Annotated in this window: 19 protein-coding genes; 11 read left to right on the forward strand and 8 right to left on the reverse strand. The window is 36.6% G+C overall.

Translation table 11 applies throughout. The annotated features are described in order from the left end of the window. Positions 1 to 316: 316 nt before the first annotated feature. On the forward strand, positions 317 to 1,567 hold the full coding sequence (locus A2J09_RS06715) for an S-layer homology domain-containing protein (RefSeq protein WP_012294365.1): 1,251 nt from the start codon (positions 317 to 319) through the stop codon (positions 1,565 to 1,567). Positions 1,568 to 1,994: 427 nt separating this feature from the next. Here the strand turns inward: A2J09_RS06715 and A2J09_RS24625 are convergent, their stop codons facing one another. Continuing rightward, positions 1,995 to 2,204 carry a YjcZ family sporulation protein gene (locus A2J09_RS24625; protein ID WP_031418153.1) on the reverse strand — a complete coding sequence of 70 codons (210 nt, stop codon included), beginning with the start codon at positions 2,202 to 2,204 and terminating at the stop codon, positions 1,995 to 1,997. 185 nt (positions 2,205 to 2,389) lie between these two features. Here A2J09_RS24625 and A2J09_RS06725 point away from each other — a divergent pair, with 185 nt between their 5' ends. Continuing rightward, positions 2,390 to 2,860 (forward strand): GNAT family N-acetyltransferase, encoded by a 471-nt coding sequence (locus tag A2J09_RS06725; RefSeq protein WP_036161589.1) that lies wholly within the window; start codon positions 2,390 to 2,392, stop codon positions 2,858 to 2,860. Positions 2,861 to 2,920: 60 nt separating this feature from the next. Here A2J09_RS06725 and A2J09_RS06730 read toward each other — a convergent pair whose 3' ends face one another. Further along, on the reverse strand, positions 2,921 to 3,193 hold the full coding sequence (locus A2J09_RS06730; protein ID WP_012294368.1) for a hypothetical protein: 273 nt from the start codon (positions 3,191 to 3,193) through the stop codon (positions 2,921 to 2,923). Positions 3,194 to 3,244: 51 nt separating this feature from the next. Next, positions 3,245 to 3,775, reverse strand: a complete 531-nt coding sequence (locus A2J09_RS06735; protein WP_036161592.1) for a GNAT family N-acetyltransferase — start codon at positions 3,773 to 3,775, stop codon at positions 3,245 to 3,247. A gap of 186 nt (positions 3,776 to 3,961) precedes the next feature. On the opposite strand from A2J09_RS06735, the gene A2J09_RS24420 reads away from it, so the two are divergent. The 3 genes from A2J09_RS24420 to A2J09_RS06745 all read left to right on the forward strand — a co-directional run bounded on the left by A2J09_RS24420 (position 3,962) and on the right by A2J09_RS06745 (position 5,868). Then, positions 3,962 to 4,096 (forward strand): hypothetical protein, encoded by a 135-nt coding sequence (locus A2J09_RS24420; protein ID WP_257216129.1) that lies wholly within the window; start codon positions 3,962 to 3,964, stop codon positions 4,094 to 4,096. A gap of 112 nt (positions 4,097 to 4,208) precedes the next feature. Further along, positions 4,209 to 4,625 (forward strand): GNAT family N-acetyltransferase, encoded by a 417-nt coding sequence (locus A2J09_RS06740; RefSeq protein ID WP_012294370.1) that lies wholly within the window; start codon positions 4,209 to 4,211, stop codon positions 4,623 to 4,625. Between the two features lie 214 nt (positions 4,626 to 4,839). Beyond that, positions 4,840 to 5,868, forward strand: a complete 1,029-nt coding sequence (locus A2J09_RS06745) for a serine hydrolase domain-containing protein (protein WP_012294371.1) — start codon at positions 4,840 to 4,842, stop codon at positions 5,866 to 5,868. 32 nt (positions 5,869 to 5,900) lie between these two features. Here A2J09_RS06745 and A2J09_RS06750 read toward each other — a convergent pair whose 3' ends face one another. Beyond that, positions 5,901 to 6,206, reverse strand: a complete 306-nt coding sequence (locus tag A2J09_RS06750) for a hypothetical protein (protein ID WP_012294372.1) — start codon at positions 6,204 to 6,206, stop codon at positions 5,901 to 5,903. A 96-nt stretch (positions 6,207 to 6,302) separates the two neighbouring features. Between A2J09_RS06750 and A2J09_RS06755 the strand changes: the two genes are divergently transcribed. Further along, complete coding sequence (locus tag A2J09_RS06755) at positions 6,303 to 6,863, forward strand: AAA family ATPase (RefSeq protein ID WP_012294373.1); 561 nt, start codon at positions 6,303 to 6,305, stop codon at positions 6,861 to 6,863. Positions 6,864 to 6,890: 27 nt separating this feature from the next. Here the strand turns inward: A2J09_RS06755 and A2J09_RS06760 are convergent, their stop codons facing one another. The 3 genes from A2J09_RS06760 to A2J09_RS06770 form a co-directional block, all read right to left on the reverse strand. Continuing rightward, positions 6,891 to 8,069, reverse strand: a complete 1,179-nt coding sequence (locus tag A2J09_RS06760; protein ID WP_012294374.1) for a Ger(x)C family spore germination protein — start codon at positions 8,067 to 8,069, stop codon at positions 6,891 to 6,893. A gap of 323 nt (positions 8,070 to 8,392) precedes the next feature. Further along, positions 8,393 to 9,772, reverse strand: coding sequence for an MATE family efflux transporter (locus A2J09_RS06765; RefSeq protein ID WP_012294375.1), 1,380 nt, complete (start codon positions 9,770 to 9,772; stop codon positions 8,393 to 8,395). 17 nt (positions 9,773 to 9,789) lie between these two features. Then, on the reverse strand, positions 9,790 to 10,269 hold the full coding sequence (locus tag A2J09_RS06770) for a DUF6530 family protein (RefSeq protein WP_012294376.1): 480 nt from the start codon (positions 10,267 to 10,269) through the stop codon (positions 9,790 to 9,792). A 671-nt stretch (positions 10,270 to 10,940) separates the two neighbouring features. Between A2J09_RS06770 and A2J09_RS06775 the strand changes: the two genes are divergently transcribed. The 4 genes from A2J09_RS06775 (at position 10,941) to A2J09_RS06790 (ending at position 15,663) form a co-directional block, all read left to right on the forward strand. Next, a complete protein-coding gene (locus A2J09_RS06775; RefSeq protein ID WP_036161596.1) occupies positions 10,941 to 11,411 on the forward strand; it encodes a peptide-methionine (S)-S-oxide reductase in 471 nt (156 codons plus the stop codon). 28 nt (positions 11,412 to 11,439) lie between these two features. Further along, entirely contained in the window at positions 11,440 to 11,943 is a 504-nt protein-coding gene (locus A2J09_RS06780; RefSeq protein WP_036161600.1) for an NUDIX hydrolase, read from the forward strand. A gap of 166 nt (positions 11,944 to 12,109) precedes the next feature. After that, positions 12,110 to 12,448 (forward strand): hypothetical protein, encoded by a 339-nt coding sequence (locus A2J09_RS06785; protein WP_036161603.1) that lies wholly within the window; start codon positions 12,110 to 12,112, stop codon positions 12,446 to 12,448. Positions 12,449 to 12,600: 152 nt separating this feature from the next. After that, positions 12,601 to 15,663, forward strand: a complete 3,063-nt coding sequence (locus tag A2J09_RS06790) for a hybrid sensor histidine kinase/response regulator (protein WP_036161605.1) — start codon at positions 12,601 to 12,603, stop codon at positions 15,661 to 15,663. A 27-nt stretch (positions 15,664 to 15,690) separates the two neighbouring features. Here A2J09_RS06790 and A2J09_RS06795 read toward each other — a convergent pair whose 3' ends face one another. Then, positions 15,691 to 16,557: a DMT family transporter gene (locus tag A2J09_RS06795; RefSeq protein ID WP_012294381.1), complete on the reverse strand. Its 867-nt coding sequence runs from the start codon at positions 16,555 to 16,557 to the stop codon at positions 15,691 to 15,693. Positions 16,558 to 16,772: 215 nt separating this feature from the next. Between A2J09_RS06795 and A2J09_RS06800 the strand changes: the two genes are divergently transcribed. After that, the gene (locus tag A2J09_RS06800) at positions 16,773 to 17,243 is read left to right on the forward strand and encodes an Lrp/AsnC family transcriptional regulator (protein WP_012294382.1); all 471 of its coding nucleotides are present in this window, start codon (positions 16,773 to 16,775) and stop codon (positions 17,241 to 17,243) included. The last annotated feature ends 513 nt before the right edge of the window (positions 17,244 to 17,756 follow it).

A 17,756-nucleotide genomic window follows, 5' to 3' on the forward strand; every position in this document is an offset into this window, starting at 1 on the left:
GGTTTTGCACTTCTGACTATAAGCAAAGAGACGAAGCGATAGAGGTTGTTGAAAAATTGTTAAAACGGTTGAATATTACGACGATAGAAACCTAAGATTAGATTTTAAATTAAAAGGGTTTCACGTAATAAACTATAAAATACCACACCATGATGTGTGGTTTTTCTTTTGTATTCATTTCGACGGTGTATTATTTGTAATGTAAGTAGATAAAAGGGCATAAAAGAATCTATTTTTAATAGTCTATATTTCTTATTCAGGGGATATATGGTAACTTTGGTATGTACATATTTTTAAATAAAAGGTGAGGTATGAAATGTTACATAAGAAATCATCGAACAATAATTTAATGATTAAAGCACTAGCAGCGAGTGTTATGACAGCTGCTATGGTTATTCCAGTTGCTACTGAAAATGTTCAAGCAGCACCAGTTACAAAAACAACGTTTAAAGATGTAGCTAAATCTCATTGGGCATATGAGTCCATTAAACAGGTCGCTGAAAAAGGGTTAGTAACAGGATATGAAGATGGTACATATAAGCCATCTGCTCAAGTTACACGTGCAGAGTTTGCAACATTCCTATCACGCGTATTCGATGGCAACAACCGTACACCATCTAAATTTTCAGATGTTGGAGCTTCACATTGGGCAAATGACGCTATTCAAGAAGGACTAGCAGTTGGATTCATTAAAGCTAGTGATTTCTCAAATAACAAATTTGAACCAAACAAAGCAATGACACGTGGCGAAATGTCTCGTTGGCTTGCGAATGGGTTAGCCCATGCAAATGCTGATTATGGCAAAGCGATTGAGGAAATGGCAAATTCAAGCCTTACAATTATTCCGATTCCAGAATTTTATGGTGGAGGGGTAAATAAGAAGGATATACCGTATATCGGGGTAGCACTTGGTACTGGATTGCTGTCAGGTTATGAAGATTTCTCATTCAAACCAAATGGCAATACAACACGTGCCGAGGTAGCAACTATCCTTATCCGCTTTATGGATGCTATGAAGAAAGCTCCATCTGATTTCACAGGGTTAAAAGAACTTCGTGAAGTTGCTAGCACAGGAACGAACATCTTAACTATCTCCAACCTAAAGAAATCCGAATACGGATATGAGGATGTTCTTGGTAAATCTCACACGTATTTAAATAACACTGGGGTTTCTACAATTGAACATGCAATTTTTGTGGATGTAACGGGTTCTAAATCAAAGGGAATTTTTAAAGATATGTTTTTTGATGAAAGCAACAATATAGCTTTTCTAAATAAAGGAATGTATACAATCTACTATGAATACACATTCAAGCCAAGTAGAAACGTGAGTTTTGTTGGTATTAAGAATGGGTCTGATATGAACTTTGCTTCAAACTTAGTAGTAGATAAAAGTAAAGTTGAACAGTTTCATTTATCGTCCCCAACAGGTTCATCAAAGAATGAATTTTTGAAAGGTGAAACCTATCGCTATTGGGCTTTCAATGGTTTACTGGCTAAACCTGGTGTAAAACTAAGAGGAAGAACAGATGATGGAAGCATGTTCAGTTATGAAGTACCGAAATAGGAGTAGAAAATGTATTTATAGATAATTGTTAAAATAACAAAGAAGACCACTCCGAATGGGTCGTCTTTAAGTTTTTTAACCGAAATAAGGCGACTTTTGGTGACCAAAAGCGACCAACCTCTTATATTTAGTTAACGTAATAAAAAGGTAAACAATTTTAGTTGTATTTTAAATAGTGTAGAATGTTGTTAAATCAACATTCATGAAGTATCCTGTTCTTTAAAAAAGTACAAGTAATTCAACGACATGATGGTTGTCGCATTAGAGCCAGCTATTCAAGACTAATATCGTAATTTGTGAAGCAACCGACAAATGTTAGTCGGTTGTTTTTCTTTTTTTTCTTAGTGAAAATCCAAGGGCCACCTGGCTATAAAGGACCCTTGGATGATTGACAAAAGAAGTTATAGTTATCTCTTATCACTAATGATTAGCAATCTTCTTTTTGCATGAATGTTGCGCCAACAATGATGAGTAGAATGAATAGAATCACGATTAAGACAAATGTTGAACTATTACCTTTGCCATGGTCCATGCAGTAGCCCATGTTATACTCATTACCATAACCGCTGTAACAGCAATTGTAATTACCTACACTACCATAATATCCTGCATTTCCTACGTTTCCGTAATATCCCATGAAAACCTCTCCTTTCTTCAATTTATAGTATGTAATTTGTCATTGAAGGGAGTGGGGTATTCGTCTAATGTCAGCTAAAAAAGAGTCACGGATAGAATAAGGTCTATCCTGGATACATAAATAAACGCCAATGTACTCCAATTTGAGGTACTATAAAATTAGCAAAAGAAAAGGAGAAATAAAAAATGTTTACCTTTCATAAAAATGATAGGACATTCGTGGAAATCGAAAAGGATATTATGAACTCAAATCAGGAATATAATTTAATCGCCTATGATCAAAAGGTTCTTGGGAATGAGGATATTCTAGCTATACATGAAGAAACAGAAGAATTACAGGTTGAAAGATACTTGGTAAAAAAAGGGGATGACTTTCTAGCTATTTTGGATTATGGCATGTTAAGCCCCCGTCATCAAAAACCTTGGATCAGTCTATTGGCGGTCCATAAAAAATATCAAGGTTTAGGATATGCCAAAAAAATATACATGATGTACGAGGAATTAATGAGAAGTCAACGAGCAAACTGTATTCATATCGCAGTACATTCTACCAATAAAGGCGCTGTCAACTTCTGGACTTCGCTTGGTTTTATACAGTTTGACGAGAGAATTTACGAAGATAAAGTTATCCTAAGCTTTGAGAAAATTTTAATTTAAGCATTCTAACTTTACTCCTGTTTATTTTTAAAGAAGTAGAAAAAACAGGAGTGGTATATATTAAAATGTTTTGAATACACCGACGAGAAATATAACCAGCCCAATGAGAAATAAAAAGGGGAACAAGATGACCATGAGTCCTACTGCTGCAAAACCGTCGCCTTCTTTTATGCCATACAAAATAGAAACCAACCAGGCAAACAGTGGTGCTATGACTACCATTAAAGTGATTCCCCAAATAATGAATGTTGTTTTCTTCGATTTACCCAGACATATAATGAAAACGATAGATACGATTAACACCAAAGCAATAACAACTACGCCAATCGCCAATTTCAACCCTCCTAATCTGTAGTTAAAGGCTGCCAATTCATTTGGGTGCTTTTATGCATCCCATAATAGTTCTACTACTTTATTGACATCATCCCATTCATAAACTAGCTCCTCTACTACTTTGCCCCCAATATTGATGTCTAGGCTTGTTAAAAGCTTTGCGCCAAAATGTTCGTAGAAATATTTTGATGTATTGTCAGCCAACACCTCTACATATATTTTGGAATAGTTTTTCTGCTGAAAGAAAAGAAATAGTTCTTTCAATAAAAGCTTACCTAGACCTTTCCCTTGATAGGCTTCTAGGAGATAGAGTGTTTCTAAATAAATGGAATTGGGAATAGGTGCTGTTTCCCTTTGACTCGCAGAAGAAAAGCCAATAATATCTCCGTCGTCATTTTCAGCTACAAGTATAAATTTAGTTAGATCTTCGAGATGACGTTCCCATAAAAGTGTTCGTTGTGTATAAGATAATTTTTCTAAAAATTCATCTGGAATTATATCTTTATAGGTTATTCTCCAACTATCGACATGTACTGTCCCAATACCTGTAGCATCTTCGACGATTGCCTTTCTAATTTTCATCATGAACCCTCCCATAATCTATCTTTTAAGTAATATAACATACCATTATTTGGATGGATAATATAAAATAGGAGATACGTATCGTGCAAATTAGTGCAGAAACCTACAAACACCGCAATCATTCGTTATTTCTTGGTACAAGAATAAGAAACACATACATATCACTTATGAAATAGGAGGTTTACCATGAGTAGCAGCTATCAGGTAAGAGACAGCTATTTTATGATTGTTGATCCACTTTCAGTGATTATGATCGGCATGACTTTTTTATTTCTACTAATGTTTGTTTTAGTGTTGTGGAAAAAAAGAAACAACGTATAACATGCCTCGACTATATCCTTATTAAGGGAGTAGGGATAATTCATCCATCCCAACGCTTTTATGAAATAAAACAAGGTCTATCTGTATAACCATAATCGAAAGGTAGAGTGCATTGGAAATTATTCAATCTTATCCTATTCAACCCGCAGTGAAAGTATTATTATCCTATGCCACATCCAAAGCAAAGGTGGATCAGGCATATGATTTGTATGTACATTCCCTGGCATGGAAATTATATGGCTATTACATGGATCAAGAACTTGTTGGCTGTATAGGAATTGAAATAGGTGATGCACATCCGTGTGTCATTAAACATATAGCCGTATCGCCAGCGCATCGTGGGAAAGGAATTGGGCGTAGGATGGTTCAGTCTATTCACCATCATCATTCATTTTCTTCCATTTATGCCGAAACGGATAGAGATGCTGTGATTTTTTATAAAAAGATAGGATTTCACATGACAAGTTTAGGAGAAAAATACCCAGGTGTGGAGCGGTTTGCCTGCCTATTAACGGGTCCTACATTGTAGCATACAGCTTTCAATTAAATACGTCATAAATTATCCATCTACATAGGGAAGAAAGGAGCGGCATCTATTAAAAAGATTTTCGGAGTGCTAGTAATTGGTCCCTTTACCTTATCCTTAAGAGAGAACAATGTGAAACGTCATCGTTATGGGGAAATTTATGGTGCGGTAGTGAACAGTTATTTAAAAAAAATTTAATTAAATTAGGAGAAAATGGATGAATACAAATTTAGATAACATCATACTGGACATTCAACAGAAGATTAATTTTTCAGGTACCGTGCTTGTAGAGAATCCAAAGCAGGGTATCGTAGTCAACCAAAGTTTTGGGTATGCAAATCGTTCTGAGGAAATCAAAAATCATGCAAAAACTCGTTTTGGTATTGCCTCTGGCTGTAAGATTTTTACTGCAATAGCTATTTGTCAGCTAATAGAACAAGAAGAACTTTCTTTTGACACTAAACTATGTGAATGTCTCAATCAGTCATTTCCACATTTTGATAAGGAAATAACGATTAATCATTTACTGACGCATACATCAGGGATATCAGATTATTTTGATGAGGAGGAAATGGATGATTTTGAAGAGTTGTGGATTGAAAATCCAATGTATCAGCTTCGAACATTGAGTGATTTTTTACCTTTATTCCAAAATCGTCCTATGAAATATCAAGTAGGTGCTAGATTTCACTACAATAATGCAGGTTATATTTTATTAGGATTAATTGTTGAGCATATATCAGGTATGGTCTTTTCAGATTACATTCAACAATTTATTTTTGATCGTGTAAAGATGACGGAATCTGGCTATTTTTCATTGGACGCTCTACCTTCTAATACGGCCTTAGGCTATATCGACAATGCAGATGGTACATGGAAAACAAATATCTACTCATTACCTGTCAAAGGTGGTTCTGATGGGGGAGCATTTGTCACAGTAGGTGATATGGCGAAGTTATGGGATGCTCTGATGAACTTTGAACTACTAAATGAAGCTTTAACGAAGCAACTTCTATTAGCACATGTAGAAATGAGTGAAAGTAGTGGTTATGGACATGGCATCTGGATTAAGAAAAATAGTCATCAATCTATTTTGAAATATCATGTTATGGGGTACGATCCTGGAGTATGCTTCCACTCGGCATATTATCCAGAATCCTCTTTCAAGGTAGTGATCTGTTCCAATCAATCAAATGGAGCAATCGATATGATGAGAGGGATAGAAGAGGGGTTATTTTTAATTTAAGAACTTTGAATTGTACGTAGTCCCTAACAAATCTAAGGGGAAAACCGATTTTGTTTTTTTAGTTTTTTCTGCTTATATGTAATATAAGAGGTTTTCAAGGAAGCATAACTACCAATAGCTGCATAGCCATAAAACCAGCCCATAAACAAGCCAGCTAACAGGTGGTGGCGATGGCTGATGAAGACGGAAATGAGTAAGCCGATAACTAAAGCGATGAAGGGAACCCAAAAAGGTTTAATATGGCATAGCTTTTTCATCAACTGTGTTAGCATCATCACCACTGGAACAGCGATGACGGCATCCCAAAAGTTCGTATGTATTAGTGGGAAATGTTCCATTTATTTTTCACCTCGATTAGAACTATTTACAACTATTATTTGCTGTGAAAATTATTTTATACTCAAAAATTAAGAGCATTTTCTAGGAGGTAACAAATGAAATTTGTCCTTATATTTGGTCCTCAAGCTGTTGGGAAAATGACAGTTGGGCAGGAATTAGCCAAAATAACTAATTTAAAGCTATTTCATAATCATATGACAATTGATTTAGTTAGTCATTTCTTTGACTACGGTACGAAAGAGGGGAAGAGATTAGTCAATTTATTTCGACAGGAGATTTTCAAAGAAGTTTCAGCTAGTCATTTATATGGATTAATTTTCACATTTGTTTGGGCGTTCGATGTTCAAGACGATTGGGATTATGTAAAGGGGGTTACTGAGCTTTTTGAATCCAAAGGGGGCAAGGTATACTATGTAGAACTTGAGGCTGCTTTAGAAGAAAGACTACATCGCAATAAAGGCTCGAATAGACTGAAGCATAAGCCTTCAAAAAGGGACCTTATTTGGTCTGAAAATGACTTGTTAACCTCAATAGAGAAAAATAGATTGAACTCTTTAGAGGACGAAATCCAATTCCCAAACTATATAAAGATAAACAGCACAAATTTAAGTGCGGAAGATGTAGCAAAAATAGTCCAAGAGCAATTTCACTTATAAAAAAAACGCTTGGCTCCCAAGCGTTTTTTATTCAGGAGAACCCTGTCTTTTAACTTTAATGATTTCTGAAAACGTTTTGCGTCCTGGATTTATTTGCTGAACATCAATAGATATTTTACGAATAGAGTTCTCTTGTAAAGGGATTTTTCCTTCTTTTTCTATTTTTCTCCATGCTTTGACGTTATCTCGATAGAGTACCTCTGATAATCGAAAAATATCTACATCTAATTTTAATCCCTCCGTATAGGTTTCTCTGATCTCCTTTTTCACTTCCTGAATAATTTGTTTTTTCAGTTCCTTTTCGCTGACTTTCCCTTTAAAGCCTTGGACGGTTGCATGAAGTTTTAATTCCACATCAAAATAAACATCCTCTTTATTTACAATAGGAATTTTTTCTACTTGTAATTTATTAATACTAACGGTCAACTCCTCGTTACCGTCAGTTCTTAATTTAAAGGTGATTTCACCTCGGTTTGTGTAATTATGCATCCATTGATTACCTCTAGCAGCCTCATCCTTCAAAAAACCTTTTACGCCGTCTTTCGACAAAATACCGACACCTGAAAAATACGTTTCTTCTACCTTTTCATCGACCGTTTGCCAATCTTTTTTGATGGAGACATAAGGTACAGTCACTTCGTGGTTTGGCTCATTTAACCCAATAACGATTTCTCGTAAATTTTTTGGTTCAATAAACGTTTCTTGTTCTGTTGGGTTGATTGGGTTACTTAGTTTTGAAGAAGACAGTGAATTTTTTAATATTGGTGAGACAAGGAGGACATCGTTCACTGATTCCTTTGTACAATACATCCAAATTTGATATCTTGTATCTCGAAAGCGAATAAACGTATCAATAACTGGGATAAACCGCTCATTTTCCATGGCTCTCTCTGAGAAGATAATATATCTCATATGCCCCCAAAAAATTTGCTGGTCAGACGATCGGTACAATTTGTAGATAGCTTCTTCTATGGTTTTTCCCTTGGCATGACCAATTTCAGCAGGTTCAGTATTTGACCTGGGTTGAATGGATTTAGCGACATCTGCAAAATTAATAATTTGTAAATAGACCTCATATTCATCATTAACGTAATCAACACCGACTGCATTGATATAGTACATTCTTTGTGGCTCTGTAATATCCCAGCAACCTGCGAGCAGGGTTGTAAGAAAAATCATCACTATAAATTTGAAGGTTGTTTTCATGGTTTCTCCACTCTCAAGTAGCTATTTTATAATAATAGCTTGGACAAAAGGTGGTGTTTTTATAAAAAAAAGTAGGGTAATTCAATATGTTTTAATTGTCTATTAAACCTTGGGGTAAAATAAATCGAAGAAGATGAAAAAAATATTTTTTTATTTGTAACTTTTTTAAACGATATACGCCTAATTCATTAGTAGAATACAAAAAACTAAAGCAAGGTAGTAAAATTCACTTTTCACAAGATGACCAGGGCTCACTGACGAGCACCTGGTCATTTTGTGTTTATAGAAAAAAGGACATGAGCTCTTTTCATGTCCTCAATCCTTTAATCGTTAAGCATTGCTTTTAATGTTCGTTTTTGCCAGCCTAGCTTGAAGTAGGTATATTGCATAATGAAATGTACACAGAAGGTAATTGGGTAGGCGAGCCATACACCATTTAAGTCTAATGAAGTGTGGTGGGATAATAGGAACGCTAACGGTACCTGAACTACCCAAATAGTAATAACTAAGAAAATTGTAGGCCATAAAACGACGCCTGTTGCACGCATCGTAGCTGAAACCGTTTGTGTATGACCGAAAATTAAATAACTCCAAAAGGCGATATATAAATAATTTTTGGCAATGAGTACAGTATCATGTGAATCGATAAAAAAGGCCAAAATTGGCTCAGCAAATAGATACATGATAAGTATAATCGCACCACCTAAAAGATAGTTAATACGAACACCCATTTGGCGAATTTTTTTAATCATTTCTGTAGAATTCGCTCCTAATGCTTGAGCGACAAATACAGATGTGGCAATAGCAATACTCATCGCAGGTACCTGTGCATAACTAGCCACCTGATTCACAACACCATAAGCTGCAGTTGCATTGGAGCCATAAACGTTAACAAAGCCTATGACAGCTATTTCTGCCACAGATATAGCAACCATACTAATACTAGATGGAATCGCTAGCTTTAATAATGAAGCTAAAATATCTTTCTTTAATTTAAAATGCTGTAAAATAGATTTGTCTAAACGGAGTAAATGCTTGGTTTTATGCAAATATGCCAGTAACAGAATCATTGTTACTAGGTTTGATAGCACAGACGCATAAGCAGCGCCATTTAAGCCAAATGCAGGCAGGCCAAACCAACCGAACAGTAATGGAGGAAGGAAGGCGATATTTAACACAACACTGATTACTAAAAATAGGAATGGTGTTTTCGAATCACCAACTCCACGCATAAAGGTTGTATACACCATATACCAGAACATAATTGGTAACGTGAAGAATAAAATTTGGGCATAGCTAATACTCATATCTAATATATTAGCCGGTGTTTGCATAAAACGTAAAATCCATTCAATAAAAAAGCCACCAAAGATTGCCACAACAATGGATAAAATCGTTGTGAAGGCGAGCGTTACACCAACAACCTCCTTCATCCTAGCATGATTACCAGCCCCGAAGGTTTGCCCCACTAAGATGGAGCTACCTGATCCAATACCAATGGCAAATGCCATTAAAAAGAAGAAAAATGGAAAAAAGGCTGAAATCGCTGCTAATGCATCGACACCCAAATTACGCCCCACTAAAAACATGGCAAAAACCTGCCCAACGGATTGTAGGACATTTGCCAACATAACCGGAATTAAAAAATTTAAAAAGGCCTTCCGAAGCTTTTGATCGTCTTGTAACATTTGTGCATTCATCATTATGTTCCTCTTGAGTTTTAATAACCCATTTCTTTTAAGATTCGTGACAATGTGCGTAGTCGTTCACCGATTAGCTCACCATCATTATTTAACGCTTGCTGAAAGAGCTGAATATCTTCATGGATTTGCTCATTTTCTGTACAAACCTCCACAGTCATGGCATCGCCCTGTAAGCCTACACGCTTAATCACGGGGTTTTCTTCATCATATAAATGCTCATAGCGATAGGCCTCTTTAAAATGAAGTTGCGCCTCACAGACTAAAATAGCAAGGTCAAGCACACGATGTAGGGGAAGCTCTTCTGATTGACGAGACCATTTGCCACCTGTATGACGCCAAACCTTTGCTGAAATATCCACCTTGCCTCTGTCATTCCACTGAGCTAAGCCGAGAGAAAGCCCTTGAGCATCAGTTTGATAGGCTGTACGTCCATCGATATTGGCATAGTTTTCGGCAACAATTACGGGTTTATGTTTTAAATGTGTGGGGATGTTCATGAAAAAAACTCCTTATCATTTGGATTTAGTAATTTACTAAATTACTGCTTTAGTAAATTTAGCATTAGCGACTTCATAAGTCAATCTTTAGTGGAAATAAACTTTATTGCATTGGCTAGCGACAAATTGACGGTGATGAAGCTAATTGTGATTCTACGTTTTCCCTTCTTTTTTGAATCATATGGAGATGGACGATTTATGCTGCTAGGCATTAGTAAATAGAATGATAACGAAGTATTTATAAAGGGAAGGAGTATGTACAAGTGTAGGTGTAGGGAAATACATATTTTAAAAAGTATGCTGAATGTTCTGGACTATGTCTTGTGGATTATAGCAAACTTCAATTTCGTCGGTCTTCTTCACTTGTGTTCGAGGGAAGCATTTAGATGGTAATTCAAAAGTTCTTAATAGAATGTTTAGACAAGCTGTAACTTTTTCAGGATGAAAACAACTACTGTAATAGTAGGATACAAAACTAAAGCAAAGTAGTAAGCTTCACTTTTTCACAAAAGGACCAGGCTTCCCAACATAGTGGGTATCCTGGTCCTTTTATGTTGAGAGAAAATTGCCTGTAATTTGGTGCAATTTCATGGTAGTATGGAATAAAAATTTAGGAATTTCTTACAAAAATATAGATGGGACTATTTTTTACTAAAAAGGGGGGAATGAGATTGGAAGTAGTATACTTTGCAGGTGGTTGCTTATGGGGAGTTCAAGCTTTTATAAAAACGTTACCAGGCGTTGTGTTTACAGAGGCAGGAAGAGCCAACGGAACAAGTTTTACACTTGAGAGTGATTACGATGGGTATGCCGAATGTGTAAAAACAGGATTTGATCCGTCCGTTGTATCCATCAGGGAATTAATGGGGTATTTTTTTGAAATGATTGATCCTTACAGTTTGAATAAACAAGGACAGGATGTAGGCGAGAAATACAGAACTGGCGTTTATAGTGAAAATCCGGAACACTTACTTGAGGCACAGGCGTTTCTTTGTAAGAGAAATGATTATGATTTGATTGTTGTTGAAGTATTACCTCTGACAAATTATGTAAGAAGCGCAGAGGAACATCAAGATAGGTTAGCGAGATGTCCAAACGATTATTGTCATATTCCAGTAGAACTATTAAATAAGTATCAGTAAGAGAGATTATTATTTTAGGAGGAAATAATTGACAACCACTTATGTGAATTGGGGAGAATCCATCGTTAAATTAACTTGGGAAAAAAATAACTTATTGCCCCCACATCATCTAATAACAAGTGTTCACGGCTTTTGTTTTCAAGGGGATCAATTAGTATTGGTGGATGTAAATCATCGAGGATGGGATTTTCCAGGAGGACATATTGAACCGGGTGAAAGCCCAGAGGATTGCTTAAAACGGGAAGCACTGGAAGAGGGCTATGTGGAAGGGGAATGTAAGTTGATAGGGCATATTATCGTTGACCATAGTGAAAATCCATTATGGACAAAAAATAGTCCCTACCCTAAAATTGGCTATCAACTATTCTACAAAATGACGATAACAAATCTGCTCCCATTTGGGGGAGAATTTGAATCTGCTCAACGTATGTTTGTAAATCCGAATGATATTGCTTTTTATTATCACAAATGGAATATTCTTTATAAGGAAATATTGGATTGTGCACTACAGCAAAGACCTTCAAAACAGTAAGGTTTTTTCATTTTCAGCAGAGTTAATGGTAGACCATACACGGCTCTTCTAAATGTTTAAAATGAAACAGACGTGCCCAGTTGGAGATGAACATATACAGTGTTTTCATAAAAATGAAACCTTTACCAATAATTTTCGTAAATTGAAAAGAGAGGGGGGTTTTTTAATGAACCGAAAGTATTTTATTATGATGGTTATTGCATTTATGATAGAATTCGTCCTAACTTATTGGATTGCCTCCGTATTTTCTGTCAGATTTATTGAGGTCATGTTTTTCACAGGGGCTGCCTTTACATTAGGAACGCTCTACTTTACAAGTAGTGGAGGAGCTATGTCAAGGTTTTTTGCAGCACAATCTGGAGCCATAACAGGCATCATCCAGGAGCGAGATCGATTTCAGTTTAAAGCAGGTCCTGTATTTATAGCATCACTACTATTCGTACTGATAGGTTTGGTATTCTTTATCTTACTTGTTACAGGCATCATACCACCGCAGAAGATATAGTATTTATGGGAAATCAAGATAGTCTCTAGACTGTCTTGTTTTTTTTAGGGCAAAATGGGTTGTTCAGATTCTGTATAAGTTGAGTTGGTAAAATAGGTGGTTATTGAATCACTCTACCATTTTAGATTTAGGAGGTGTTATGGTCATTCACTATGAAACATAGAATTATGGCTATCATTATATTATTTATAGTGTTGTTAACAGGTTCTCGTATGTTGTGGCTCCATTCATTTACGCAGCCAGATCAACCATCTGCAATAAAGGGGCAAATCGATGTCCGTGATTTTGATTTTCAACATGATGCATTAACACTTGATGGCGAATGGTCCTTCCATCCATCACAGTGGTTGATGGATCATCAATCCTCCAACCACTCATACATACAAGTCCCAGATGGTTGGGACAACGTTTTTCGGAAAGGAGAGCAAAGCCCATTTGGATACGGCTCTTATCAACTAAAAATACTGGTTAATACAGAAGAGGCAAGAACCTTTAGTTTAAGAGTTCCAAGTATTCGCAGTGCTGCAGAAATATATGTAAACGATCGCTTAATTGCGAAATCAGGAGAGCTAGGTGAAAATCGAGCGCAAACAATGGCTAAAAATATACCCTTTACAGCATCATTTGAGATAAATGGTGAAAGTGAAATCGAACTGGTCATTCAAGTAGCCAACTTTCAAGATCCTCGTAATGGGGGAATTGTACGCTCTATAAAATTTGGACAAGAAGATGTGATCAATCGGGAGACACAATTGTCCATCACGATGCAGCTATTCGTGGCAGTGGTCTTGGTCCTGCATGCCATTTACTCTGTTATCCTCTATTTAGTTGGAAATAAAGATAAACGCCTACTATTCTTTTCGATCTTAACCGTAAATATCATGTTTTATTATTTATTAGGAAGTGATGATAAACTTCTTTCATTTTGGTTTCCCATCAATTATGATTGGGGATTTATATTAGTCCATCTTTCTATGGTAGGCATTGGCTACTCGTTATTGCAGTGTATAGAGCACTGGCTACCGCCACATTTACAGCACTATAAACGGATGTACACTTTTTTCTGCTTGGTGGCAATCCTATTAGCCTTTACTTTACCCATACGTTATCTTGTTTCCATACAAGCTTTTTATATGGTTATTTTAGGGGCTCCCATAGTGATTACTTTGATTTTGATGACCGGAAAATCCATCAAAGATATTCGCAGTAATGTCTTTATTTTATTAGGCCTAGTGGCTTTTGTGAATAGTATCCTTTGGGATGTCATGCTGCTGATTACAGGAATTAAAGTCATTTCTTATCCATTTGATTTGATGGTGACAATTGCCTGTTTAGCGACATTGTGGTTTAAAGATTACGCAAAGGTACATGCCGATACGAAGAAGCTTGCTCATAAATTGCAAGAGACTGATAAAATTAAGGATGAATTTTTGGCAAGTACCTCTCACGAATTACGGAATCCACTTCATAGCATCATCAATATGTCCAAAGCGGTACTTGATCGTGAAGCCAATCGGTTAACTGCAAAAAGTGTGACTGATTTAGAAACTGTCCTGTCCGTAGGTAATCGGATGTCTTTGTTGTTAAATGATTTGCTGGATGTCGTAAGTTTGAAAGACAATACACAACAATTACAACTAAGTAGGGTTTCCATCCATTCCATTGCTGTGGGTGTTTTTGATATGCTGCGCTTTATGATTGAGGGGAAGCCTGTTCAGTTTGTCCTGAAAATACCTGAAGATTTTCAAAGAGTGCTAGCTGATGAAAATCGTGTGATTCAAATTGTCTTTAATTTAGTGCATAATGCTGTGAAATTTACGAATGAAGGGTCGATTACAATCTCGAGTTATACACGCAATGGAATGGCGAACATCGTCATTACGGATACAGGCATTGGTGTGGACGATGAAACCATGCGTCGAATATTTGAACGATATGAGCAAGGGACGATCAGTAAAACTATGGTAGAAGGAGGGTTTGGGCTAGGACTAAACATTTGTAAGCGGCTCATTGAATTGCATGGCGGTACATTGAAAGCCCAATCTATTGTTGGACAAGGCTCGACCTTTACATTTACATTGCCCTTAGCGGTTGAATCGAATGTCCAAGAGCCACTTGAAAAGGGACGACAAAGTGTTAGCAAGATTCCAGAGCGCATAACACCTTTACAAACTGACTTGGAACATGAACAGAGTACGGAGTTTAATCATCCGCGTATATTGGTAGTGGATGATGAGCCTATTAATTTGCGGGTCGTTGAGACCATTTTAGCGAATGAACCGTATGACATTGTTACGGTGACAAGTGGTATAGAAGCGCTAGTATGTATTCAGTCACACGAGTGGGATTTAGTTATTTCAGATGTGATGATGCCTAAAATGTCAGGGTACGAATTAGTTCGTCTTATTCGGAAGCAATTCTCCATCACCGATTTACCTGTATTATTACTGACAGCGCGTAGTCAACCCCAGGATCTTGAAAATGGTTTTTTAGCAGGTGCAAATGATTATGTGACCAAGCCTGTCGATGCCCTAGAGCTACGATCACGAGTAGCGGCTTTAATAAAGGTGAAGCGATCTATACAGGAGCGTCATCGTATGGAGGCTGCTTGGCTGCAGGCACAAATTGAGCCTCATTTTCTTTTTAATACGTTAAATGCCATTTTAACGTTGAGTGAAATGGATAGTGAGCGAACAAGTAGATTAGTAGAGGCACTCAGTGATTTTTTAAGAGAATCCTATAATTTTCAAAATGTTGAAGCACTTGTGCCGTTAGAAAATGAACTTACGTTAATTCAAGCTTATCTCTATATTCAGCAGGAGCGCTTCGGCGATCGTATTCAGGTTAAATGGGATTTAGAGGCATCTACAGATGTGCTTATTCCATCATTAACGATTCAACCCTTAGTTGAAAATGCCTTACAGCACGGTATTTTAAAACGTACAGAAGGGGGAACGATCCATATTCGGATTTATGAAAGTGAATCACAACTTGAAATTACGGTTTCGGACAATGGTGTTGGCATAGATGAACAACGATTGTCCCAGTTGCTTCAGACAAAACAACAGCCATCCGGAAGCATTGGCTTAATGAATACCCATCTTCGTCTTCAACAGCATTACGGGCAAGGATTGCACATTACGAGTAAGCTTCATGAAGGAACGGCTGTTTCTTTTGTGGTTCTTGTAAAGAAGCCTGTAAAACAAAATGCATGACACTTCAGTGTGCCATGCATTTTTTCTTTATATAATCGCCTGCGGAACTTTTGCTTTAAACTGAGTGAATAAATAGCATCCCACAATGACGATAAGTCCACCAATTCCCTGAAGCCAAGACATATTTTCTCCAATAAATAAATAGGCGAGAAGGGCGGTGAAAATTGGATTGAAGTTTAAAAAAATCCCCGATGTTGTCGCGCCTAGCTTCTGTACACCGATATTCCAAAATACCATACAAACAACGGTTGAGATAATACCCGTATATAGCATGGAAAGAATGAAAGATGTATTGACATTTGTGAAGGTGAAATCTGTGCTCGTAAATGGTAGGAGCATCAGCACACCAAATATTCCTGCATAAAAGGTAGCCATTAATGGTGAGGTTGTTTGCATAGCCCATTTACTACAGACGGAATACAGTCCCCAAACACACACGGCTGCCAACATCCATAAATCACCTGTATTGAACTGGAAATCCAGCAATAGCTGCCAATCTCCTTTTGAAAGAACGAGAACTACTCCGAACAAGGATAAAATCATTGCCGATAACTGCCACTTTGTTATTTTTTCTTTAAGCAAGACAAACGAAAACAGGGCAATGGATATTGTATTCATAGTAGAGATAAGCCCAGCATTAGTAGATGTCGTACGCTCCAATGCTAAAAATTGAAAGATATTAAAGAAAGCAACCCCAGTAACCCCCATCAACATTAACGGAACAATGGCTTGTTTTGGAGGAACTAATTTTTTTTCTTTCCACCAAACTAAAGGGACAAGGACAATGACAGCAATTAACCATCTGACCGTTGTCAATGTCAAAGGTGATGCATGTGCAACAAGCGTCTTGGCAACAACAAAATTTCCACCCCACAGTAAACTTGTGATAAGCATTAGACCTATATACAATTTAACCAAAGCTCGTAACACCCTCTTTTACCTTTATGTATACTAAGAATCATAGCATCAATTGTGAATTGACTGTATAATATTTTGTGAAAGTGATTTTATTTGAAATAAACTAAAGTTATTGTGATTTTATAAAAATAATCTTCGGAAAAATAGCTTCGTAAATACATAACGAAAAATAATCGAAAGGGGACACAGCTATGGAGGATAGCAAAACGAAAGGTCTAGACAGTATGGATCTTCAAATTTTAGATATTTTGCAGAGAGAGGTTCATATTAGTAATGCCGAATTGGCTAGACGTGTAAACTTATCGCCACCAGCGACACATACAAGAGTCAAACGATTGGAAAACGAAGGATACATCGATCAGCAAGTTGCTATTTTAAATCAGGAAAAACTAGGATTTGATTTACTGTGCTATGTTTTTATGAGTACGGATATCCATCAAGCGAAGGAAATAGAAGAATTGGAAACGAGCTTAAAAACGATGACAGAAATATTGGAATGTCATTGTTTAACAGGTGCCTATGATTACTTATTAAAAATCGTCATTCGAGATCGACAAGAATTGAATCGATTTATTCGGAAATTAAATAAGTTAGGGATCTCTAGAATTCAAACAAATTTATCGTTACGGGAAATCAAATATTCCACGGTGTTACCCTTATAAAAATACAGCAAGTGTGAGTGTTCTACTCATGCTTGCTGTGTTCCTCTTCATGAGAGCTTTTACTCACATGGATTTACTAATACCTGTTTCGTTTTGAATGTCCATGGTGCAATTGTGGAAATTATTTCCTAGTTGGGAGGACAACGAATAAGCGTTAACATTGCTGATTTAAACCCAGCAAACCAAGCGCTATACCAGAAATTGAATAGTCGCATCGCATTACGACAAATATGTAGATAATGATAACAACACAAGACGACATTTTATTTGGCTTAGCGGTTTGGCGTATTTTAGCTGATGTTGTGAATATCTAAAGCGTGAATAATGAGCAGTTGTACAATTTTGCAAAATTGCCCTAGTGAATAAGCATTGCAACAGATATCCATTTGGTAGCTTTTCTTTAATGTGATAGTGCACGACTAACGCCATGTGCTTTAATGGTGATTATAAGACTTAGCTGTCCTCGACAGGTTATCTAAAAAACGTGTCGGCGACAGCTTTTTTTGTGTGTTT

Source organism: Lysinibacillus sphaericus (genome assembly GCF_001629735.1).
GTDB lineage: Bacteria > Bacillota > Bacilli > Bacillales_A > Planococcaceae > Lysinibacillus > Lysinibacillus pinottii.